The following is a 20,422-nucleotide window of genomic DNA, read 5'->3' as shown; positions in this document are numbered from 1 at the left end:
TGCTTCCCCTTGCTCGGGGCGGAGGGTCATGCATTTCATCCCCGGTTCAGCCCCGTTGCGCCATGAAGCGTCGATGATACCGTCCCTTTCCGTTGATCGGCTGCGGTTTATAGCCGATAGGAGGCACATGCTTCGCGGCCTTGCCCTTCTGCTCCTGTCCATGCTGCTGATTGTGCAGCCTGCTGTGGCACAGCAAATTCTGCGGGATGCGGAAACAGAGGCGCTGTTCAATGAGATTTCCGCACCTCTTGTTAAGGCGGCCGGGCTTGATCCTCATAATGTTCAGGTACTGTTGATTAATGACCCGGAGATCAACGCCTTCGTCGCTGGCGGTCAGATCGTCTGGATACACAGCGGCCTTGTCGCAAAAGCCGATGATGTGAACCAGTTGCAGGGCGTCATTGCACATGAACTGGGCCATATCGAGGGCGGCCATATCATACGGTCAAGTGAAGGCATAAAGGCCGCAACAGGCATCACCCTGCTCAGCCTCCTGCTCGGCGCGGCGGCCATGGCTGCGGGTGGTGCCGAAGCGGGCATGGGTATCATGGCCGCTGGTCAACAGGCCGCGATGGGCAAATATCTGTCTTTTTCACGCAATCAGGAAAGTTCCGCCGATCTTGCCGGTGCGCGCTATTTGTCCAGGGCAGGGGTTACCGGACGGGGCAGCCTTGCCTTTTTCAAGAAGCTGCAGAATCAGGAATTCCGCCTCGCCATTCCCCAGACCGACAGCTATGCCCGTACCCACCCGCTATCCGGCGAGCGTATGGCCGTGCTGGGTGAAGTATATCGCAAGGACCCGGCGTGGGACAAACCCATAGACCCGAAATTGGAGGCGCGCTTTGAACGGGTAAAGGCAAAGCTGGTGGGCTTTGTTTCGGATCCCACCCAAACGCTTCGCCTTTACCCGGAAACGGACAAGAGCATTCCCGCGCGCTATGCGCGCGCTTATGCCTGGCACAAATCCGCCTATCCCGACAAAGCGGCAGCCGAGGTGAATGGCCTTCTCGCCATGGCGCCGGACGACCCTTATTTCCTGGAACTGGAAGGGCAGATATTACTGGAATCGGGACATCCGGCAGAGGCCATTCCACCGCTCCGCCGTGCCGTCGCAGAAACGGGCAGCCAGCCATTAATTGCCGCCTTGCTCGGTCACGCGCTGGTCGCGACCGACGACAACAGCTATCTGCCGGAAGCCGCAAAAGTTCTCAAATCAGCCGTTAACAAGGACAAGGACAACCCTTTCGCCTGGTATCAGCTTGGTGTTGTTTATGAGCGGCAGGGCGATACGGCGCGAGCGGCACTGGCCACGGCGGAACGTTATCAGATGACCGGAAAGCCTGCATTGGCCCTGCTCAGCGCCGAAGCCGCTATGGCCGGAATAAAGCAAGGCACGCCCGACTGGCTGCGGGCGCAGGATATAGCGATGGTCACGCGCTTTGCCGTTGACAGCAAAAAGAAACGATAGGCGCCGCAATGGGGGACAACCGAGGACAATTTCACACGCCGAAAGGCCGGGACGACGCATCCGGCACATTGCAGCGCGCAACAAAGACCGGAAAAGCCGCAGCAGCAACTTTTGTCAAACTGGTCTGGCCGTTGCTTGTCAAAGGGGGCGCATTTGCCAAAACCCTGCCGGGACGCGCCCATGACCTTGGCGAACGGATCGATATGCCAGCTCGAATCGCCCTGACACGAAAATGGGTGGAGGCGCAGAATTATCCGCAGAAGGCAGAAAAGCTCCGCGCTGGATCGGTCCGCGCGGGCCGTGCCACCATTGCGGCTACGCGCCGTGCGGCCAATGCCGCTCAGGCGCGATCGGGGCCGATAGCCACAACGATTGGCAGGAAAGGCGCTGCTGTAGCTCAACGGGCCGGGCGGGCTATCGCCCACCGTGCGGAGAGTATCCGAGCTGCGCTTGCCCGGGCACGTGCGCAGATTACCGACCGCCACATGCAGGCAGCGACGAAAAAAGCCGCAGCCAAGGCATCGCGCGCGACGCCTGCAAGCGCAGACAGTCCAGCGCCGCCCGTTCCTTCCGAACTCATGCGTCTCTTGAAGGAAGAAGGCGTCGCGGTTGACGGCATGGATGTACGTGAAGCGCTGCCCGCTCCCGTTCGCTCCAGCTGGGTCGGCGCGCAGGGCGCATTGCCCCTGTTTGCTGATGAACCCGAGCAACCTGTCGAGCGGCCCATCAGTATGTTGGCAGCGAAGGCAGAGATACCGCCCATATCGGAATCCAGTCCTCTGCAGGAATCTGTTCGGGCAGCCGATGCCGCCACCGTACAATCGCGCACGGCACCCCGATGGGCGGCGTTCAAATTGCTCGGCTCGGCATTATTTTCTTCGACCGGCAGCCTGCCGTTTTACCAGAACAGGACATTTCAGATGACATTTGGCGCAACCATCTTCCTTGCTGCCGCTGGTGTAGCCGCCCTGATGCTGCAAGGCGGAGCAAGCGATCTATCCGCTGCCCAATCGCCTACGCCTACTGGCGCGATGGACCGCGCGCAGGTGGAGATGATCGTTCGCAACTATATTCTTGAACATCCCGAAATCATTCCGGAGGCCATTGACCGACTGCAGGCAAAGCGCATGTCCTCAATCGTAGATCGCAACCGGGCCGAATTGGAAAAGCCGTTCGCGGGCGGATTTGATGGAGCAAAGGATGGTGATGTCGTCCTCGTCGAATTTTTCGACTATGCCTGCGGCTATTGCCGGGCCAGCCTGCCCGACATTGACCGGCTGCTCGCGCAGGATAAAGGTCTGAAAGTCGTTTACCGCGAGTTGCCGATCCTCAGCGATGAAAGCGGCGAAGCAGCCAAGGCCAGCCTGTACGCCGCCAAGCAAGGCCAATATGGCCGCTTCCACCGGGCACTTTATGCCGCCGGTCGTCCATCAAAGGAAAGCATCGCGGCCGCCGCAAAGAAAGTCGGCCTTGACCCCGCCGCACTGGCGAGCGGCATGTCGGCAGGCGATATTAGCGCTGAAATCGCAAACAACCTGCGCCTTGCACAATCATTGCAGGCGACCGGCACGCCAACGTGGGTAGTAGGCGATCAGGTATTGTCGGGCGCAGTTGGCTATGATGCCCTGAAAGCCGCCATAGCCAAGGCCCGCGCCGCCCGGAACTGACCCCCCCTCCCTTCATCGTTACAGGTCGGCTTGGTGCGACTATCTGGAGATATTTTTAATCTTCAGGCCGGTCCATTTGGCGATAAATGCGTACATGTCGGCATATTCTTCAATGACTTTGTCTGTCGGCTTGCCTGATCCATGGCCCGCCCGCGTTTCGATGCGAATGATATGCGGTTTGCTCCCGATATCCGCATGTTGCAGGGCAGCGGCATATTTGAAACTATGTCCCGGCACCACGCGATCGTCGGTGTCCGCCGTGACCACCATGATTGCGGGATAGTCCACGCCATCACGGACATTATGGTAGGGTGAATAGCCCAACAGATTACGGAAATCGGCCTCTTTCGATGGATAGCCATAATCATCGACCCAATAACGGCCAGCCGTAAAACGGTCGAAACGCAGCATATCCATCACCCCCACTGCGGGTAGGGCAGCGGCGAACAGATCCGGCCTCTGATTAACGACCGCGCCGACCAGCAATCCACCGTTGGAGCGCCCCTCAATCGCCAGCTGATGTTCACCAGTAATGCCCTGCGCCTTCAGATATTCGCCCGCCGCAATGAAATCATCGAACACGTTCTGTTTGTTCAATAGCCGACCGGCATCATGCCATGCCTTCCCATATTCGCCGCCCCCGCGCAGATTGGCGATGGCGACCGCGCCACCCTGTTCCAGCCACGCCAGTCGTGTCGCGGAGAATCCCGGCGTCAGCGATATGTTGAATCCGCCATAGGCATAGAGCAGGGTTGGCGCGGGTTTGCCGCTCTGTACCACATCGGCACGGCGGATCAGGAACATCGGCACCTGTGTTCCGTCCTTTGAGGGATAGAATATCTGCTGCGTCACATACTCGGCGGGATCGAAGTCAACCTGGGGCTGCGCAAAGACGCTCGTTTCGCCCGTGGCGGTGTCAAACCGGTAAATGGTCGTAGGCGTGGTGAAGCCGGAAAAGGCAAAGAAAGTTTCAGGGTCGCCGCCTTTGCCGCCAAAACCTGCAGCAGTGCCGATGCCGGGGATCGGCACATCGCCCGCAGGAGTGCCATCGAGATGGATCATCTCCGCAACGGTTTTTGCGTCATGCAGATAGGCCAGGATGATCTTGTCTCCCACCATCGATCCGCCGACAAGTGTTTCGGCCCGTTCCGGTAAGACCTCCACGGGCGGGGCACGAGGATTCTCGGCATCCAGCGTGACAACCCGCAGGCGCGATGCGTCCTTGTCCGTCACAAAATAGAGCCGTGCGCCAACGTTGCCGATCAGCCGCCACTCATGATTCAGACCCCTGACCAGCTTCCATGGCTTGCGTGCGGGATCGGAAAGGTCAGCGATGGTCAGCTCATAGCGTTCGTCGGTCCCTTGCGAGGATGTGATTAACAACCATTTGCCGTCATCGCTGACTTGCGCATTATGTCCCATTTGTGGGTGTCCGGGCGTTGCATAAACCAACCTGTCGCTGTCCTGCGATGTGCCCAGGCGATGATAATAGACTTTTTGATTGAGGTAGTCTTGCCATCCGCAGGAGCATCGAACCGCGAATAGAAAAATCCCTTCCCCTCGCCATCCCAAGCCAGCCCGGAAAATTTGACCCAGCGAATTGCGTCAGGGAGAACTTGTCCCTTTTCGACATCAACGACATGCAAGGTGCGCCAGTCCGTGCCACCATCCTGCACCGCATAAAGCAGAAGGCTGCCATCGCGCGAAGGCTCCCATTCCGCCAGCGCCGTTGCACCGTCGGCCGAAAACCCATTGGGATCGAGCAACAGCTGCTGCTCGCCGCTCAATCCTTCCCGCACAAAAAGCGGTGACTGGTTCTGCAGACCGCTATTATAGGTATAGAAATAGCGTGTCCCGGCTTTGCGGGGTGTGCCGTAGCGGTCGTGGTCGAACAGAGCGGCCATGCGTTTCTGCAATATCTCGCGTCCCGGCAAAGTGGCCAGATAGGATTGCGTCACCGCATTTTCAGCATTGACCCACTCATGCACCTCTTTGTCCTGACGAACATCATTTTCCAGCCAGCGATAGGGGTCGGCGACCGCCACCCCGAACTGCTCCTCAACCAGATCAAGCCGTCTGGCCTGCGGATAATTTAGCGGGTCCGCCTCATTGGAATTGGCGACGCTTGCCCCCGGCACAAGCGCCAGCGCCGCCAGCGGCAGCGCAAAGGTCGATTTTTTCATGAAGCGGAATATCCAGAACATAGTGAAACAGGCCGCCAGCTTAGAAAGCCGCGGCCTGTTTGTGAAGCATGAGCTTAGAAGGCTGAAACACTCAGCCTTTCCGAAAAACGGCTCAGGCCGCTTCCATTTCCTCTTCGTCGGCGCCCTGGACCGGACCGGAGTCCTGACCCTTGGCCGTGACGTCGCGGTCGACCAGTTCGATCACTGCCATCGGCGCTGCGTCCGATGCGCGGATACCGGCCTTGATGATGCGGGTATAGCCGCCATTGCGGTCCTTGTAACGTTCGGCGAGCACCTCAAACAGCTTCTTGAGCTGCGTGTCGTCCAGCAGTCGCGAATGGGCCAGACGACGATTGGCAAGGCCGCCCTTCTTCGCCAGCGTGATCAGCTTTTCGACATAGGGGCGAAGCTCCTTTGCCTTGGGCGTGGTGGTCATGATTTGCTCATGCTTGATGAGCGATGCCGCCATGTTACGGAACAATGCCGCGCGATGGGATGATGTACGCTGCAGCTTGCGGCCGCCGACTCTATGACGCATGTTTTTACTCCGTTTGTTCAAGGGCCGTATGAGGTACCCAGGACCAGGCGGTGTAGAAAAAGGCCACCGCCCAAAACCTTTTCAAAGCAACTGCGCCCTCATTCGTGTCGAGCAAAATCGAAACACCTGGGACGACGGGCCAAAGCCGATTAACCGAGCAGTTCCTGCTCCAGCTTCTTGGCCATTTCCTCAATGTTTTCAGGCGGCCAGCCGGGGATGTCCATGCCAAGACGCAGGCCCATGGACGACAATACTTCCTTGATTTCGTTCAGCGACTTGCGACCGAAATTCGGGGTACGCAACATCTCCGCTTCGGTCTTCTGCACCAGATCGCCAATATAGATGATATTGTCGTTCTTGAGACAGTTTGCGCTGCGAACCGACAGCTCCAGTTCGTCCACCTTCTTGAGAAGATAGCGGTTGATCTGGTTGGCATCGCTTTCGGCTTCGCCCTGCGCACTGGCGGCAACGCCGACCGATGGCGTAGCGGCAGCCAGCGCTTCCTCGAAATGGACGAAAAGCTGCAATTGATCCTGCAGGATGCGCGCGGCATAGGCGATCGCATCCTCCGGCGTCACAGTGCCATCGGTTTCGATGGTCAGCGCCAGCTTGTCGTAGTCCAGTTCCTGACCGACGCGCGTATTTTCAACCTTGTAAGCGACCTGCTTGATCGGCGAAAACAGTGAATCGATCGGGATAAGGCCGATGGGGGCATCCGCCGGGCGGTTGGCGACAGCGGGAACATAGCCTTTGCCGATGTCGGCGGTCAGTTCCATGTTGAGCGTCGCGCCTTCGTCCAGATGGCAGATGACAAGGCCAGGGTTCATCACTTCGATGTCACCTGAGACGGCAATGTCGCCCGCCTTCACTTCGGCCGGGCCGGTCGCGGAAAGCTGCAGCCGCTTGGGGCCTTCGCCTTCCATATGCAGCGCGATCTGCTTGACGTTCAGAACGATGTCCGTGATATCCTCGCGCACACCGGCGAGCGAGGAAAATTCGTGCAGCACGTTCTCGATCTTGATCGAGGTCACAGCCGCACCTTGCAGCGAGGACAGCAGAACCCGACGCAGCGCATTGCCAAGCGTCAGGCCAAAGCCGCGCTCAAGCGGTTCGGCAACAAAGGTCGCCTTACGCTTGGCATCGCCGCCAGACTTGATTTCCAGGCTGCTCGGCTTCTTCAATTCCTGCCAGTTCTTCATGTTGACAGTCATGTATTTCCCCTGGGATTTGGGCGGGGGTCCATCGTGTGGGACGATAACCCCGGCCAGTGCAGATGATGAGACGGCACGTCTGCCGCCCCCGATAAAGCCGAAGTTTAAACGCGGCGGCGCTTGGACGGGCGAACACCATTGTGCGGGATCGGCGTGACGTCGCGAATTGACGTAATGGTGAAGCCTACGGCCTGCAGAGCGCGCAGCGCCGATTCGCGGCCCGAGCCGGGACCCTTGACTTCGACTTCAAGGGTACGAACACCATGTTCGGCAGCCTTGCGACCGGCGTCTTCCGCACAAACCTGCGCGGCATAAGGTGTCGATTTGCGCGATCCCTTGAAACCCATCGTACCGGCAGACGACCAGCTGATCGCATTGCCCTGCGCATCGGTGATGGTAATCATCGTGTTATTGAAGCTCGCGTTCACATGCGCGACACCCGATGAGATGTTCTTGCGCTCGCGCCTTTTGATGCGCTGGGGTTCCCGTGCCATTATCCTGTATTCCTACCTATAGATTGAAAAGAGCTGCCAGAACCGGGGCATTGCCCGGAGCGGCGCTTACTTCTTCTTGCCTGCAATCGCCTTTGCCTTGCCCTTGCGGGTGCGCGCATTGGTGTGCGTGCGCTGGCCGCGAACAGGAAGGCCCTTGCGATGACGCAGGCCGCGATAGCAGGCGAGATCCATCAGGCGCTTGATGTTCATCGCGGTCTGACGACGCAGATCGCCCTCAACCGTAAGATCGGCGTCGATGGTTTCACGGATCTGCAGAACTTCTGCGTCGGACAGGTCCTGAACACGGCGGCTGTGGTCGATGCCCAGCTTGTCGGCGATGTTCACAGCCTTGGTGCGGCCGATACCGTGGATATAGGTAAGCGCAATGATAACGCGCTTGTTGGTCGGGATGTTTACGCCCGCAATACGTGCCATATAAAAATTCTCCTGCTCCACAGGTCGCCTGGCAGGCGTCCCATCTCAAAGCTTCGCTGGCCAAAAGTGAATCGGAAGACCGAGTTCTGTTCTGGCGATGTAAACTACCCCTGGACGCAAAAAGGACGGCCAGCGCAAAAAACGCACTGCCGCGCGACTTAACGTGTCGGGATGGGCCGCCTTTAGGGTGAGTCGTCCCAACTGTCAAGCGCCCGGCATGTGGCTGGACGCAGGTGATAAGCAAGCTGTATGGGGCGTAATGCTTCCTGCCACTTCAGTCCCGTTCCTGCTGTTCGACGATGCCCGTCCACAGGGCGGAGCCGGGGCGCGCCTCTATGCCGATCCACGGGAACTGATAGTCGCGCATCGGCCCGAAGAGGTCCAGCCCGCCCTCGACCAGGTCGCTGCTGCTGGCAAGCAAGGCCTGCACGCGGCGGGCTATCTGGCTTATGAGGCGGGATATGCGTTGGAACCGCGCCTGGCTTCGCTAGCCCAAGCTACTGGCGAACCCCTGCTCTGGTTTGGCTTGTTTGACTGCGTTCAACATGTCCCAGTCACCGCCATTCCCAGCTTTCTGCCAGCCCCGTCCCCAAATCCGCCGCTTGCACGGCCGTTGATTGATCAGAAAGACTATGCTGCGGCGTTCGAATGCATCCAGTCCTGGATCGAGGCTGGCGACGTCTATCAGGTAAACTTCACATTTCCCTGCTCAGTGGAGCTTCCCCAAAACCCTCTCAGCCTTTATGCGGCGATCCGTGATCGTGCCGGGGCAGGCTATGGCGGCATCGTCTATACCGGCACACAATGGTTGCTTTCTTTTTCACCCGAACTCTTCTTCATTATAGAAAACGGAACACTGACCGCACGGCCAATGAAAGGCACGACGGCACGCGGCGATGGCGCATTGTCGGATATGGCGGCCATTGCCGGTCTGCGGGACGACCCCAAACAGCGCGCTGAAAACCTTATGATCGTCGACCTGCTCCGCAACGATCTTTCGCGGGTATCGGAAGCGGGCAGCGTGGAAGTGCCGGCGCTTTTCCATATCGAGACCTACCCCACTGTCCACCAGATGACTTCCACCGTTACCGCGCGCCTTCAGCCTGACCTGGGACCGGTCGATGTGCTGCGCACCATATTCCCCTGTGGATCGATTACCGGCGCACCCAAGCTGCGCGCCATGGAAATCATCCATGCAGTCGAAGCCGGACCGCGCGGAGTTTATACCGGCTCCATCGGTCATATTTCTCCTGATGGCGATGCGGTCTTCAATGTTGCGATTCGGACGATTTGTGTAAATGAAGAGCATGGCGCCGGGCGTATCGGCCTTGGGTCGGGCATAGTCGCCGATTCCGTGATGCAGGCGGAATGGGACGAATGCCTTGAAAAAGGTAAATTTCTCGGGAATGTTCCCAACGGATGATTTTACGGCATGGAGGGTGTGTGGCGTCTGCGGAAGGGCGGTTCGATCTGATTGAAACAATGGCCTTCGATCCGGTCGAGGGTGTACGGCTGCTTGAACATCACCTGTCGCGGATGACGAACAGCGCACGGGAGCTCGGTTTCTCTTTTGATCGTCATGCAGTGCGCAACGAATTGCAGGCCGCAACCTTCCGTTTACGTTCCCAAAGCCGACTACGCCTGCTGCTATCGCACCGCGGATCGATGGCGATTGAAATGCGCCGACATCGGCCCTGGCCTGAAGCCGTGATGCGCGTGGCGGCGGTGCGTCGTCCGGTTCCCGCCGACGATTTTCGTTTACGCCACAAGACCACTGACCGGCGCTTTTACGGCGACGCGCTGCGGCAGGGCGGCACCTATGAAGTGCTGTTGATGGACCCGGACGGTTTCCTGACCGAAGGCTGTTTTTCTTCACTCTTTGTGGAACGCGGCGACAAGCTGATCACACCGCCCCTTTCACGCGGCCTGCTTCCCGGCGTGCTGCGCCAAAGCCTGATAGACATGGGTGAGGCGATAGAAGCCGATGTGCGGCGCGCCGATCTGGAGAAGGGTTTCTTCATCGGCAACGCCACGCGCGGTCTGGTCGCTGCAACTTTGGTTGAACGTATCGCCTGACCCGTTTATGGAGCCAGCCGTCCGCAGACTCGCGGATGACCAGTCCAGATGGGGAAAGCTTCCATGTCACAAACGTCCGCCGCTCTTGGCCGTATCCAGCCCAGCGCCACCCTCGCCATGACCGGCCGGGTCAATGAGCTGAAGCGCGCAGGCGTTGACGTTATTGGCCTTTCGGCAGGCGAACCCGATTTCGACACGCCCGATTTCGTCAAGGATGCCGCAATTGCCGCCATCCGTGCGGGCCAGACCAAATATACCACCGTCGATGGCACGGATGAATTGAAGCAAGCCATCGCCGCGAAGTTCAAACGCGATAACGGTCTTGTCTACGAACGCAGCCAGATCAGCGTGAACAGCGGTGGCAAGCACACGCTATTCAATGCCCTCGTCGCAACCGTCGATGTCGGCGATGAAGTCATCATTCCCGCTCCTTACTGGGTAAGCTATCCTGATATCGTCAATTTCGCAGGCGGTACGCCGGTCTTTATCGAGGCGGGCGCCGACCAGAATTACAAGATCACGCCGCAGCAACTGGACGCCGCGATCACGCCAAAGACCAAGTGGGTCATGCTGAACTCCCCGTCCAACCCCTCCGGCGCAGCCTACAGCGCCGCTGAGTTGAAGGGTCTTGGCGATGTCTTGCTCCGCCATCCGCATGTTTTGGTGATGACTGACGATATGTATGAGCATGTCTGGTATGCCGACACGCCCTTTTCCACCATAGCGCAGGTCTGCCCGGACCTTTACGACCGCACGCTGACGGTCAACGGTTGTTCAAAAGCCTTTGCCATGACCGGCTGGCGCATCGGTTTCGCGGGCGGACCGCAATGGATCATCAAGGCGATGAGCAAGCTGCAGTCGCAATCGACCTCCAACCCCTGCTCGATCAGTCAGGCAGCAGCGGTTGCCGCACTGAACGGCAATCAGGACTTTCTGGAAGAGCGCAACGCCGCTTTCAAGCGCCGCCGCGACATCGTTGTCGCCATGCTGAACGATGCACCCGGTCTTGTCTGCCCGGTGCCTGAAGGTGCTTTCTACGTCTATCCCGATTGCAGCGGCGTGATCGGCAAGACAACGCCCAAGGGTGTCAAGATCGCCACGGACGAGGATTTGATCAATTATTTCCTCGACGATGCACAGGTCGCGGCCGTCCACGGTGCGGCCTTTGGTCTCAGCCCCGCCTTCCGTGTCAGCTATGCAACGTCGGAAGAGGTGCTAAAGAAGGCATGCACCCGCATTCAGGAGGCCTGCTCCGCCCTGAAGTGATCTCACCAGGGATACGAGCGACGATAGTTTCGTTTCGAGCGGGAGGCGCAGCGGATCTGGAGAAGACATCATGACGGTTACAGCATCTTGCCACTGCGGCAATGTCCGCCTGTCCTTTCCGGCCATGCCGGACGAGGCAATGTCCTGCAATTGTTCGCACTGCTCGAAAAAAGGCTTTTTGCTCGCTTTTTTCCCGGCTGATCAGGTGACGATCGAAGCGGGTACCGACAAGGTCTCGACCTACACCTTCAATAAGCACGTCATCCAGCACCGATTCTGCCCCACCTGCGGCGTGCAGGTCTATGCAGAGGGAAAGATGCCGGATGGCTCGGCAACAACCGCCATCAATCTCCGCTGCGCCGAGGAGGTGGACCTCTCTGCGCTTAACATTCGGGAAGTCGATGGCCGAAGTTTCTGATCATGGCAAATACAGGCAAAATCTACGCCGGGATTGGAGGCTGGACCTTTGAGCCATGGCGCGGAACATTCTATCCGCCGGGGCTTCCGCATGCGCGAGAGCTTGAATATGCCGCTACGCATCTGAGCGCAATCGAGATCAACGGCACCTATTACCGGCTGCAAAAACCTGAAAGCTTCGCCGCATGGGCCAAAACGGCGCCCGACGGCTTCGTCTTCGCAGTCAAGGCGTCGAGAGTTTGCACCAACCGTCGGGTGCTTGCCGAAGCGGGAGAGGCAGTGGCGAAGTTTCTTGGGCAAGGCATCGCTGAACTTGGTGAGAAGCTGGGGCCGATTCTCTGGCAGTTCATGCCGACCAAAGCCTATAACCCAGACGATTTCGATGCGTTCCTGAACCTGCTACCCGAAAAATTGAACGGCCTTTCACTTCGGCACGCAGTCGAAGTGCGCCATGAAAGTTTCCTTACTCCGGCCTTCATCGACTCGGCACGAAAAGCTGGAGTGGCCGTCGTTTTCGCCGATACCACAAAATATCCTCAGATTGCCGACGTCACGGGCGATTTTGTGTACGCCCGGTTGCAGGACGCGCGGGAGGACGAGCCGATGGGCTACGGCGCGGAAGCATTGGATCGCTGGACCAGCATGGCCCACCAATGGGCACAGGGCAAAAGCCCAAAGGGTCTGGAATATGTGACCGATGAACCCGCGAAAGATCGCGCACGGGATGTCTTCGTTTTCATGATCAACGGCGCGAAGATCCGCGCTCCCGCCGCCGCGCAGGCCTTGCTGGAGCGGCTGGGCCGTCCTTGATTTATGAGAATGTGACCCCGCATCACCGTTCAGCGGCGCTTCAGGCGTTATTGTTTAAGCCTCGTTGTAACCCATATGGGGTTCTCCACGAATGAGAGACTGAATAACAGACTGAAAGGCGCCGCAATGGCCACTTTGTTCAAATCCAGCTTTGTCCGCAATTTTCTTGGCGGCTTTCTGTTCGGCGCTGTCCTTGTCTTCACGATTGGCGGCAACGACGATGCGGCTGCCCGGCAAAATGAGGCGCCTTCCCTCGAAGCAGCGCAGACGTGGATGTCATGAACTGGCGGGCACTCACTTTTTCCGTCGCGGCAGGGGCTTTGCTCACAGGCGGACTGTGGATTGGGCGGGACAGTGAGTGGGCTATTCCATCGGCTTTTGCTGCCGAAGAAACTGTGCTGACACCAAAGCCGCGTGTTGATGCACCATCCACACAAAAACTGGAAACCGCGATATTCGCCGGTGGCTGCTTCTGGGGTGTGGAGGGCGTCTTTTCACATGTAAAGGGCGTGCATAGCGCCGTGTCCGGCTATAGCGGCGCGACTGGAAAACCCGGCGGTTATGACCGCGTCAGCACTGGCCGCACCGGCTTTGCAGAGGCGGTGCGCGTTACTTATGATCCGAAGGTGGTCAGCTATGGCGACCTCATGCGGATATTCTTCTCGGTCGTCGCGGATCCCACCACACTCAATTATCAAGGGCCTGACCACGGTACCCAATATCGCAGTGCGCTTTTTCCGATGAACCCTGCACAGGCAAAGGCTGCGCGCGCCTATCTGACGCAGTTGGAGAAGTCCGGGCTGTGGAAGAACAGGATCGTCACCAAGGTCGAACCCTATCGCGGTTTTCACCAGGCCGAGGGCTATCATCAGGACTTCATGGAAAAGAACCCCCGCTATCCCTATATCCTGCGCTGGGACAGGCCCAAGCTGGAAGCGCTCAAGCAGTTGTTTCCAAGGCAGTACCGGACGAAAGCGGTGGGCTGAGCCGCGTGGTGCAGGGTGATGAGCGGGCGCTCTTTTACTCGTCATCCCCGCGCAGGCGGGGATCCATCTCCAGCCCTATCTGCCTGATATGACATTGAGAGGTGGATTCCCGCCTGCGCGGGAATGACGAACTCTTATGTCAGAACTGCCTCGGCACTCACCCAAAACCCTTATTTCGGCGAAAGCACCATCAGCATCTGGCGACCTTCCATGCGGGGATAGGCTTCGACCTTGGCATCGTCGTGCGTGTCATCGGCGACACGTTGCAGCAAGGCCATGCCAAGCTGCTGGTGCGACAATTCCCGACCGCGAAAGCGCAGGGTGATCTTCACCTTGTCGCCTTCCTCGATGAAGGCATGAACCTTCTTCATCTTGGTCTGATAATCATGGTCGTCAATGTTCGGACGCATCTTGATCTCTTTGATCTCCTGCGTCCTCTGGCTCTTGCGCGCGGCATTCGCCTTTTTCTGGGCTTCGTACTTATATTTGCCGACGTCCAGAAACTTCGCAACGGGCGGATCGGCGTTGGGGGACACTTCGACCAGGTCCAGCCCTACTCCGGCAGCCTGCTCCATCGCTTCCTGCGTCAACATCACGCCCAGATTTTCGCCATTCTCGTCAATCACGCGGACCTTGGGCGAAGCAATGAATTCATTGAAACGCGGGCCATTTTTGGGAGGCGGCGCCAGAGGGCGGCGGGTCATTGGGGGACGTATAGCAGTATCTCCTGTGATAATTTCAGCGATGATTTTATTGATTCTGGTCGATTACAGTGTTTTTAGCTAGCACGGAAGAGGCCGGATCTCCGCCATGACGGAAATGCCGCACCCGTTGCCGTTGGGCAACTCTTCACATTGCATTGCCCCTTATATCGGGCGGCAGAGCCTCTTGCGCAAGATGCGCGACCACTTCTTCGAGGGTCAGTACTGATTGCCCGCCTTCTGCGCCCAGCGTGCGTAATGCCACCTTGCCCTCTTCGGCCTCGCGCTTGCCCACGACAAGCAGGTTGGGGACCTTGGCAAGACTATGTTCGCGCACCTTGTAATTGATTTTTTCATTACGCAGATCCGCCTCGACGCGGATGCCCGCGGCTTTCAGCTTTTCAACCACATCCAACGCATAGGCGTCGGCATCCGATACGATGGTCGCCACCACCGCCTGCACCGGCGCGAGCCACAGCGGCAGCTTGCCGGCATAATGTTCGATCAATATGCCGATGAAGCGTTCATAAGAGCCAAAGATCGCGCGGTGAAGCATGATCGGGCGATGTTTCTGCCCATCCTCGGCCACATAGGTTGCATCGAGCCGTTCGGGCAGCACGCGGTCCGACTGAATCGTGCCGACCTGCCAGGTCCGACCGATCGCGTCTGTCAGGTGCCATTCGAGCTTGGGCGCATAGAAAGCGCCTTCACCGGGCAGTTCTTCAAAAGAACTCGGAGCATGTCCTTGGGCCATGGCTTTCATGACCGCAGCACCAAGTTCATTTTCAGCTTGGTCCCACATCTCGTCCGTACCGAACCGGTTTTCGGGGCGTAGCGCCAGCTTGATCGCATAGCCCTCGAAGCCCAACTGCTTGTAAATACGGTCGGCAAGCGCGCAGAAATTACTGACCTCGTTAACAATCTGGTCCTCGCGGCAAAAGATATGCGCGTCGTCCTGCGTAAACTGGCGCACGCGCATCAAGCCATGCAGCGCGCCATGTGGCTCATTGCGATGGCAGCAGCCATTTTCATAAATCCGCAGGGGCAGGTCGCGATAGGATTTGATGCCCTGCCGGAAAATGAGGACATGCGCCGGACAGTTCATCGGCTTCAGCGCCATCCAGTCGGCCTCGCCGGAAATCACCGGGCCTTCATCATCGACATTCGGCACCTCATCGGGGATGACGAACATATTCTCGCGGTACTTGCCCCAGTGCCCCGACTGTTCCCACTGACGCGCATCTATGACCTGCGGCGTTTTGACCTCGCGGTAGCCCGCACCATCGATCGCGCGGCGCATATAAGCCTCCAGCTCGCGCCAGATGATATAGCCCTTGGGATGCCAGAACACGCTGCCATGCGCCTCCGCCTGCAGGTGGAACAGGTCCATTTCCTGCCCAAGCTTGCGATGGTCGCGCTTGGCAGCCTCTTCCAGCCGGACAAGATGCGCCTCAAGCTGCTTCTTGTTGAGCCAGCCCGTGCCATAGATACGGGACAGCATCGCATTCTTCTGATCGCCACGCCAATAGGCACCCGAAACGCGCGTCAGCTTGAACGCCTGCGGGTCGAGTTTTCCAGTCGAGGGCAGATGCGGCCCCCGACACATATCCAGCCAGTCCTCGCCCGACCGATAGACGGTAATTTCGTCGCCTTGTGGCAATTCGGCGGCCCATTCCGCCTTGAACGTCTCGCCTTCCGTCTGCCAACGCTTGATCAGATCTTCGCGCGACCACACTTCGCGGCGTAGCGGCTTGTTCGCCTGAATGATGCGCCGCATCTCCGCCTCGATGGCGGGCAGGTCTTCCTCGGTGAAGGGGTGTTCCCTGCGCGCGAAGTCATAGTAGAAACCATCCTCTGTCGCCGGACCGAAGGTGATTTGCGTGCCGGGAAACAGCGACTGCACCGCTTCTGCCAGCACATGGGCGAAATCATGCCGCGCCAGTTCCAGCGCATCGGCCTCATCCCGCGCCGTCACCAGCGCCAGGTCGGCATCGCTCTCCAGCGGGCGATCAAGGTCGCGCAATTCGCCATCCACTTTTGCCGCAAGCGCCGCCTTGGCAAGGCCCGGACCAATGGCCGCGGCGATGTCCGCCGGGGTAGTGCCGGGCGCAACTTCGCGCACGCTACCATCGGGAAGGCGGATTTTCAGCATCTGCGTCATGGTGATCTAACTGGGCTTTCGGCTGTGCGTGTTGAGAACAGCCTGCCTTGTCGGGCGATTGCGCCCAAGTCAAGGCGTTGACGTGTCATTGGACGCAGGGGCAATCTATTGTCATAAGCCCGGCCATGACCGATGCTTCCTATCTCCCTCGCTCCGATGGCCTTCGCCTCGCCTATCACTATCGAACGGGACGCGGTCCCACCATCGTCTTTTTGCCCGGCTACATGTCGGATATGCAAGGCGGCAAGGCGGTTGCGCTGGACGCGTGGGCAGCGACGGCCAATCGCGCGATGCTGCGACTCGACTATTCAGGTTGCGGCGTCAGCGATGGCCGGTTCGAGGATGGAACGCTGGCTATCTGGCGCGACGATGTGCTGTTCCTGATCGACAGCCTGATCGAAGGCCCATTCATTCTGGTCGGCTCATCGATGGGGGGTTGGCTGGCGTTGCTTGTCGCATTGGCACGGCCGGGTAGACTGGCGGGACTTGTCGGCATCGCGGCTGCGCCCGATTTCACCGACTGGGGCTTTACTCAGGAGCAAAAACTGCAACTCCTGCGCGAAGGGCGGATCGAGGCACCTTCGGATTATGACGATCAGCCCTATGTGACGACAAAGGCGTTCTGGCAGTCGGGCGAAGCAAACCGACTGCTGCACGCAAGCATCGCGGTCGATTGTCCCGTGCGTCTGCTCCATGGTCAGCGCGATGCCGTCGTGCCGTGGCACAATGCGCTGACGCTGGCGCAGCAGCTCCGTTCAGCCGACGTGCAGACATTATTGATAAAGGACGGCGATCACCGCTTGTCACGCGATCAGGATATTGCGCGATTGATCGATGCGGTCGCCACTCTGCCGGAGTCGATATGATCCTTGCCCTCGCGCTTGCGCTCGCCGCCCAGGCCAATCCCGAAGCCGAAATGGTGATGGACCATAAACGGCGGGAAGCGGCGAAATCTGCACCGGCGCCAAAACTTTCGATCGACAGCAAAGTGCTGAAGTCCGACTTCGTGCGACCCAGCGGGATGCAACAGAAATTCGACGCATGCCTCGACGCTGCCCTGGATGACCCCGTTGTCGGTGCGCAGCGTGCCGAGGAATGGCGCATGGCGAGCGGCGGCTATCTGGCCCGCCAATGTCTTGGCTTTGCCTATGCGCAGCAGGAACGGTGGTTGCCCGCGATGACCGCCTTTCAACAGGCCGCGGATGAAGCCGACGTCGCCGGCGATCCGGCCAGTGCGCAGCTATGGGCGCAGGCAGGTAACGCCGCTCTGGCGGGCGGCAATCCCGTCAACGCGCAAAAATATTTCGATGCGGCACTGGCCCACGGTCTTGCCGACGGTCTGGAAAAGGGAGAGGCCCATCTGGACCGCGCCCGCGCACTGGTGGCGCAGGACCGGCTTGCGGACGCACGGCAGGATATTGATCTGGCGCTGGCGCAAGTGCCCAAGGACCCGCTCGCATGGCTGCTCTCTGCAACGCTTGCCCGGCGCATGGACAACCTCGCTCTGGCGCAGACACATATCGCCAAGGCGGTGGAACTGGCCAGCGACGACGCCTCCGTCGCGCTGGAGGAAGGCAATATTGCCGTACTGACCGGCAGGGATGATGCGGCCAAAGCGGCATGGGAACGGGCAGTAAAACTGGCGCCCGACAGGCCTGCGGGCAAGGCGGCGACGGCTAATCTCGAACAGTTGACCGCGCAAGCGGCGGCGTCCGCTCCGACTTCGAAATAGGCGCGGCGGCTTTGTTGCCGGGTGCGGACAAGCGGCTAAGCGGCACGTGACTGAGGAAAGCTGCCCGCGCCGCCGACTAAACTTCGGTCGGGTATCAGAAAAAATCCTGATCGCGCGCCTTCCTCAAGACGCAGGCACCCGTTAAGGGGTGAATCTCTGAACGGTTAGTATAGGGCCATCGTGGACATCAGCATTTTCTGTGACGAATCCTGCCACCTTGAGCACGATGAAAGTCCAACTATGGGCTTGGGGGCAATCTGGGTATCTAAGTCAGCTGTTCGACAGCTTTCCCTTGAATTGCGCGACATTAAGCGGCGGCACAAGGCGGCCGGGGAACTGAAATGGACCAAGGTGTCGGCTTCACGGTCCGCATTCTATGCAGAGCTGGTCGATTGGTTCTGGCGTCAAGATGGATTGAACTTCAGGTGCATCATCATTCCTAACAAAAGTCAGCTTGATCACCAGAAATACAACCAAGGCAATCACGACGACTTCTATTATAAAATGTATTTTTCCATGTTGAATAAAATATTATCACCCGACAATGGTCACGATATTTATCTCGACATCAAGGACACGAGAAGCAAATTCAAGGTTGCACATCTCAAAAATGTTCTGTGCAATAATATATATGACTTCACCGGCCAGATGGTTTCGAAAATTCAGCATGTTCGGTCACACGAGATCGAACTAATGCAGCTTTGCGACTTCCTTCTCGGAGCAGTTGTCTACGAAAACAGAGGGCTTTCTGGAAACTCAGCCAAGCACTTGGTATCGGAGAAGATCAAGGAACACAGGGGGCGTGAGCTAACTGTCTCATCTCCGCTGTCGAATCAAAAGTTCAACGTTTTTGTCTGGCAGGCGCGCACTTAATGTCATTGCCAGATCAGATCGACACGAATGGTGAATGAGATAGCGTTTTAGACCTCCTCTATGCTTGTTTCCGCAGCATTTTCTACGCGGACCCAAGACTTCTGGTCGATGGTCGACTGCTGACATGCGATGGTCGCTGCCTTGACGATGATAAAGAAGAGGGCTTCTGGCATATCATCTCCAAAGGGACACAGGGAGACCGATTGCCGGATTATGATCGGGCGAGATGCATGCCATGGATCCCGGCCATGTTGGATGGATCCGCGCCGGGAATCTCGCGATGGCGGTATCAAGAGGGTTCTGGGGCTATTCGCCAGTATTATTGGCTGGAGCCGGAGCGATACGTGCTCATTTTAGAGGAGGGCAGAAACGTCACCTCGCTCGTCACAGCCTATTATGTTCAGAGTTGGGGCAGTACAGATCTTGAACGGCGACGCGCGAAAGGTGCCTCCTTTTAACGCAGAAACCGCCCACCACGAAGATGGACGGCTACCGAGCTCCTTCGGCCATGGGCAGATGAGACAACCTCCATATAGCGTCGAAATCTTAAAATTCAACTTTTGGTTGACCCATTTTTGCACGGATTCCTACCCGGTCACGAGTAGTTCGGTAAACGGCAGGTTTCACGATAGGCGCACACGATCGTTAACGGCTACATTGGCGCACTAACCCGTCACTCCAGATAGAAATCCACCGTCGTGACCACCCGCACTTTCTTATAGGGTGACTCCGCACCGCTGCCCATGTCGTCGCCGTCGCGGGCGCCGATGGAGAAATAGCCCTGGGTTGCGCTTTTGATGCCGCCCACATCCGTGCCGCTATCCTTGGCGAATTGTTCGGCGGCGTTGCGCGCGTCCTTGGTCGCATCGGCGACCATGGCGGGCTTGATGTCGTTCAGCTTGGTGAAGCTGTAGACCATGCCCGATCCTTCCTCCAGCGCGATGCCCCGCCGGACGAGGTCGAACTGGGCCGTGAAGGCCTTGCGCGCGCGGGCGATGTCGTTGGTGCGAAGCTGAATCTTTTGCCGGACCGTCACATTGTTGACCCCGCGATTGCTGTCATACCATTGGTTTACGTTGACGCCCGCCGTGCTCAACGCATCATCGGGGAACCCCATGGATTTGAAGAAAGCCCGGATTTCATTGGCATCACGATCCGCCGCTGTCTGAACCTCATTGAGGTCAAATCCCTGCTTGGAAAAGGACAGGGTCCAGGTCGCAAGGTCGGCCGTCACATCTTTTTCCGCAAGACCCCGGACAGTGACCGACCGATCGGCCTGCCGTGCGCGAAGCAAGCCGTCGCCGAGCAGATAGCCGCCGATGATGACGGCGATGCCCATAATTCCGCTCGCCATCAAGATGGTCCAGCCTTGTCCGTTCGCCCATTTCTCGTTCATGGCACTTT

Annotated in this window: 20 protein-coding genes and 1 pseudogene; 12 read left to right on the top strand and 9 right to left on the bottom strand. The window is 58.4% G+C overall.

From position 1 onward, the window contains the following. Positions 1-127: 127 nt before the first annotated feature. Both L3X40_RS09630 and L3X40_RS22495 read left to right on the top strand, forming a co-directional pair. Positions 128-1,468, top strand: coding sequence for a M48 family metalloprotease (locus tag L3X40_RS09630; protein WP_237365432.1), 1,341 nt, complete (start codon positions 128-130; stop codon positions 1,466-1,468). Positions 1,469-2,388: 920 nt separating this feature from the next. Further along, positions 2,389-3,135: a DsbA family protein gene (locus tag L3X40_RS22495; RefSeq protein WP_445177175.1), complete on the top strand. Its 747-nt coding sequence runs from the start codon at positions 2,389-2,391 to the stop codon at positions 3,133-3,135. Positions 3,136-3,174: 39 nt separating this feature from the next. Here L3X40_RS22495 and L3X40_RS09620 read toward each other — a convergent pair. The 5 genes and pseudogenes from L3X40_RS09620 to rpsM form a co-directional block, all read right to left on the bottom strand. Next, positions 3,175-5,339, bottom strand: a pseudogene (locus L3X40_RS09620) (prolyl oligopeptidase family serine peptidase). 91 nt (positions 5,340-5,430) lie between these two features. Then, positions 5,431-5,856 (bottom strand): 50S ribosomal protein L17, encoded by a 426-nt coding sequence (rplQ, locus tag L3X40_RS09615; RefSeq protein ID WP_237365430.1) that lies wholly within the window; start codon positions 5,854-5,856, stop codon positions 5,431-5,433. Between the two features lie 149 nt (positions 5,857-6,005). Then, positions 6,006-7,067, bottom strand: a complete 1,062-nt coding sequence (locus L3X40_RS09610; RefSeq protein ID WP_237365429.1) for a DNA-directed RNA polymerase subunit alpha — start codon at positions 7,065-7,067, stop codon at positions 6,006-6,008. 104 nt (positions 7,068-7,171) lie between these two features. After that, a complete protein-coding gene (gene rpsK / locus L3X40_RS09605; RefSeq protein WP_237365428.1) occupies positions 7,172-7,561 on the bottom strand; it encodes a 30S ribosomal protein S11 in 390 nt (129 codons plus the stop codon). 66 nt (positions 7,562-7,627) lie between these two features. Further along, a complete protein-coding gene (gene rpsM / locus L3X40_RS09600; protein ID WP_237365427.1) occupies positions 7,628-7,996 on the bottom strand; it encodes a 30S ribosomal protein S13 in 369 nt (122 codons plus the stop codon). 259 nt (positions 7,997-8,255) lie between these two features. On the opposite strand from rpsM, the gene pabB reads away from it, so the two are divergent. The 7 genes from pabB (at position 8,256) to msrA (ending at position 13,551) form a co-directional block, all read left to right on the top strand. Next, entirely contained in the window at positions 8,256-9,419 is a 1,164-nt protein-coding gene (pabB, locus tag L3X40_RS09595) for an aminodeoxychorismate synthase component I (RefSeq protein WP_237365426.1), read from the top strand. 20 nt (positions 9,420-9,439) lie between these two features. Continuing rightward, a complete protein-coding gene (locus L3X40_RS09590; protein ID WP_237365425.1) occupies positions 9,440-10,072 on the top strand; it encodes an aminotransferase class IV in 633 nt (210 codons plus the stop codon). Positions 10,073-10,135: 63 nt separating this feature from the next. Continuing rightward, entirely contained in the window at positions 10,136-11,338 is a 1,203-nt protein-coding gene (locus L3X40_RS09585) for a pyridoxal phosphate-dependent aminotransferase (RefSeq protein WP_237365424.1), read from the top strand. Between the two features lie 70 nt (positions 11,339-11,408). After that, positions 11,409-11,756, top strand: coding sequence for a GFA family protein (locus L3X40_RS09580; RefSeq protein WP_237365423.1), 348 nt, complete (start codon positions 11,409-11,411; stop codon positions 11,754-11,756). A gap of 2 nt (positions 11,757-11,758) precedes the next feature. Continuing rightward, positions 11,759-12,565, top strand: a complete 807-nt coding sequence (locus tag L3X40_RS09575) for a DUF72 domain-containing protein (protein ID WP_237365422.1) — start codon at positions 11,759-11,761, stop codon at positions 12,563-12,565. Between the two features lie 126 nt (positions 12,566-12,691). Beyond that, a complete protein-coding gene (locus tag L3X40_RS09570) occupies positions 12,692-12,847 on the top strand; it encodes a hypothetical protein (protein WP_237365421.1) in 156 nt (51 codons plus the stop codon). Continuing rightward, on the top strand, positions 12,844-13,551 hold the full coding sequence (msrA, locus tag L3X40_RS09565) for a peptide-methionine (S)-S-oxide reductase MsrA (RefSeq protein WP_237365420.1): 708 nt from the start codon (positions 12,844-12,846) through the stop codon (positions 13,549-13,551). The genes L3X40_RS09570 and msrA overlap by 4 nt, the downstream gene beginning before the upstream one ends. Before the next feature lie 170 nt (positions 13,552-13,721). On the opposite strand, the gene infC is transcribed toward msrA, so the two are convergent. Beyond that, a complete protein-coding gene (gene infC / locus L3X40_RS09560; RefSeq protein ID WP_237365419.1) occupies positions 13,722-14,255 on the bottom strand; it encodes a translation initiation factor IF-3 in 534 nt (177 codons plus the stop codon). 145 nt (positions 14,256-14,400) lie between these two features. Then, positions 14,401-16,413, bottom strand: coding sequence for a threonine--tRNA ligase (thrS, locus tag L3X40_RS09555; protein WP_237365418.1), 2,013 nt, complete (start codon positions 16,411-16,413; stop codon positions 14,401-14,403). Positions 16,414-16,538: 125 nt separating this feature from the next. On the opposite strand from thrS, the gene L3X40_RS09550 reads away from it, so the two are divergent. From L3X40_RS09550 to L3X40_RS09540, 3 genes are all read left to right on the top strand, one after another. Further along, positions 16,539-17,279 carry an alpha/beta fold hydrolase gene (locus L3X40_RS09550; protein ID WP_237365417.1) on the top strand — a complete coding sequence of 247 codons (741 nt, stop codon included), beginning with the start codon at positions 16,539-16,541 and terminating at the stop codon, positions 17,277-17,279. After that, positions 17,276-18,145, top strand: a complete 870-nt coding sequence (locus tag L3X40_RS09545) for a tetratricopeptide repeat protein (protein WP_237365416.1) — start codon at positions 17,276-17,278, stop codon at positions 18,143-18,145. The genes L3X40_RS09550 and L3X40_RS09545 overlap by 4 nt, the downstream gene beginning before the upstream one ends. Before the next feature lie 180 nt (positions 18,146-18,325). Continuing rightward, positions 18,326-19,018, top strand: a complete 693-nt coding sequence (locus L3X40_RS09540) for a DUF3800 domain-containing protein (protein WP_237365415.1) — start codon at positions 18,326-18,328, stop codon at positions 19,016-19,018. 47 nt (positions 19,019-19,065) lie between these two features. Here the strand turns inward: L3X40_RS09540 and L3X40_RS22320 are convergent, their stop codons facing one another. After that, the gene (locus tag L3X40_RS22320) at positions 19,066-19,191 is read right to left on the bottom strand and encodes a hypothetical protein (RefSeq protein WP_272907938.1); all 126 of its coding nucleotides are present in this window, start codon (positions 19,189-19,191) and stop codon (positions 19,066-19,068) included. A 500-nt stretch (positions 19,192-19,691) separates the two neighbouring features. Beyond that, complete coding sequence (locus tag L3X40_RS09535; protein WP_237365414.1) at positions 19,692-20,414, bottom strand: SIMPL domain-containing protein; 723 nt, start codon at positions 20,412-20,414, stop codon at positions 19,692-19,694. Positions 20,415-20,422 lie beyond the last annotated feature (8 nt).

Source organism: Rhizorhapis sp. SPR117 (assembly GCF_021742065.1).
This window is presented reverse-complemented; position numbering and strand designations above follow the sequence as displayed.

What these genes read in the sequence shown, in the direction of transcription:
- L3X40_RS09630 (WP_237365432.1), top strand. Translation starts at nt 128, where the DNA reads ATGCTTCGCGGCCTTGCCCTTCTGCTCCTGTCCATGCTGCTGATTGTG.
- L3X40_RS22495 (WP_445177175.1), top strand. Translation starts at nt 2,389, where the DNA reads ATGACATTTGGCGCAACCATCTTCCTTGCTGCCGCTGGTGTAGCCGCC.
- rplQ (WP_237365430.1), bottom strand. Translation starts at nt 5,856, where the DNA reads ATGCGTCATAGAGTCGGCGGCCGCAAGCTGCAGCGTACATCATCCCAT.
- L3X40_RS09610 (WP_237365429.1), bottom strand. Translation starts at nt 7,067, where the DNA reads ATGACTGTCAACATGAAGAACTGGCAGGAATTGAAGAAGCCGAGCAGC.
- rpsK (WP_237365428.1), bottom strand. Translation starts at nt 7,561, where the DNA reads ATGGCACGGGAACCCCAGCGCATCAAAAGGCGCGAGCGCAAGAACATC.
- rpsM (WP_237365427.1), bottom strand. Translation starts at nt 7,996, where the DNA reads ATGGCACGTATTGCGGGCGTAAACATCCCGACCAACAAGCGCGTTATC.
- pabB (WP_237365426.1), top strand. Translation starts at nt 8,256, where the DNA reads ATGCTTCCTGCCACTTCAGTCCCGTTCCTGCTGTTCGACGATGCCCGT.
- L3X40_RS09585 (WP_237365424.1), top strand. Translation starts at nt 10,136, where the DNA reads ATGTCACAAACGTCCGCCGCTCTTGGCCGTATCCAGCCCAGCGCCACC.
- L3X40_RS09580 (WP_237365423.1), top strand. Translation starts at nt 11,409, where the DNA reads ATGACGGTTACAGCATCTTGCCACTGCGGCAATGTCCGCCTGTCCTTT.
- L3X40_RS09575 (WP_237365422.1), top strand. Translation starts at nt 11,759, where the DNA reads ATGGCAAATACAGGCAAAATCTACGCCGGGATTGGAGGCTGGACCTTT.
- L3X40_RS09570 (WP_237365421.1), top strand. Translation starts at nt 12,692, where the DNA reads ATGGCCACTTTGTTCAAATCCAGCTTTGTCCGCAATTTTCTTGGCGGC.
- msrA (WP_237365420.1), top strand. Translation starts at nt 12,844, where the DNA reads ATGAACTGGCGGGCACTCACTTTTTCCGTCGCGGCAGGGGCTTTGCTC.
- infC (WP_237365419.1), bottom strand. Translation starts at nt 14,255, where the DNA reads ATGACCCGCCGCCCTCTGGCGCCGCCTCCCAAAAATGGCCCGCGTTTC.
- thrS (WP_237365418.1), bottom strand. Translation starts at nt 16,413, where the DNA reads ATGACGCAGATGCTGAAAATCCGCCTTCCCGATGGTAGCGTGCGCGAA.
- L3X40_RS09550 (WP_237365417.1), top strand. Translation starts at nt 16,539, where the DNA reads ATGACCGATGCTTCCTATCTCCCTCGCTCCGATGGCCTTCGCCTCGCC.
- L3X40_RS09545 (WP_237365416.1), top strand. Translation starts at nt 17,276, where the DNA reads ATGATCCTTGCCCTCGCGCTTGCGCTCGCCGCCCAGGCCAATCCCGAA.
- L3X40_RS22320 (WP_272907938.1), bottom strand. Translation starts at nt 19,191, where the DNA reads ATGCCAGAAGCCCTCTTCTTTATCATCGTCAAGGCAGCGACCATCGCA.
- L3X40_RS09535 (WP_237365414.1), bottom strand. Translation starts at nt 20,414, where the DNA reads ATGAACGAGAAATGGGCGAACGGACAAGGCTGGACCATCTTGATGGCG.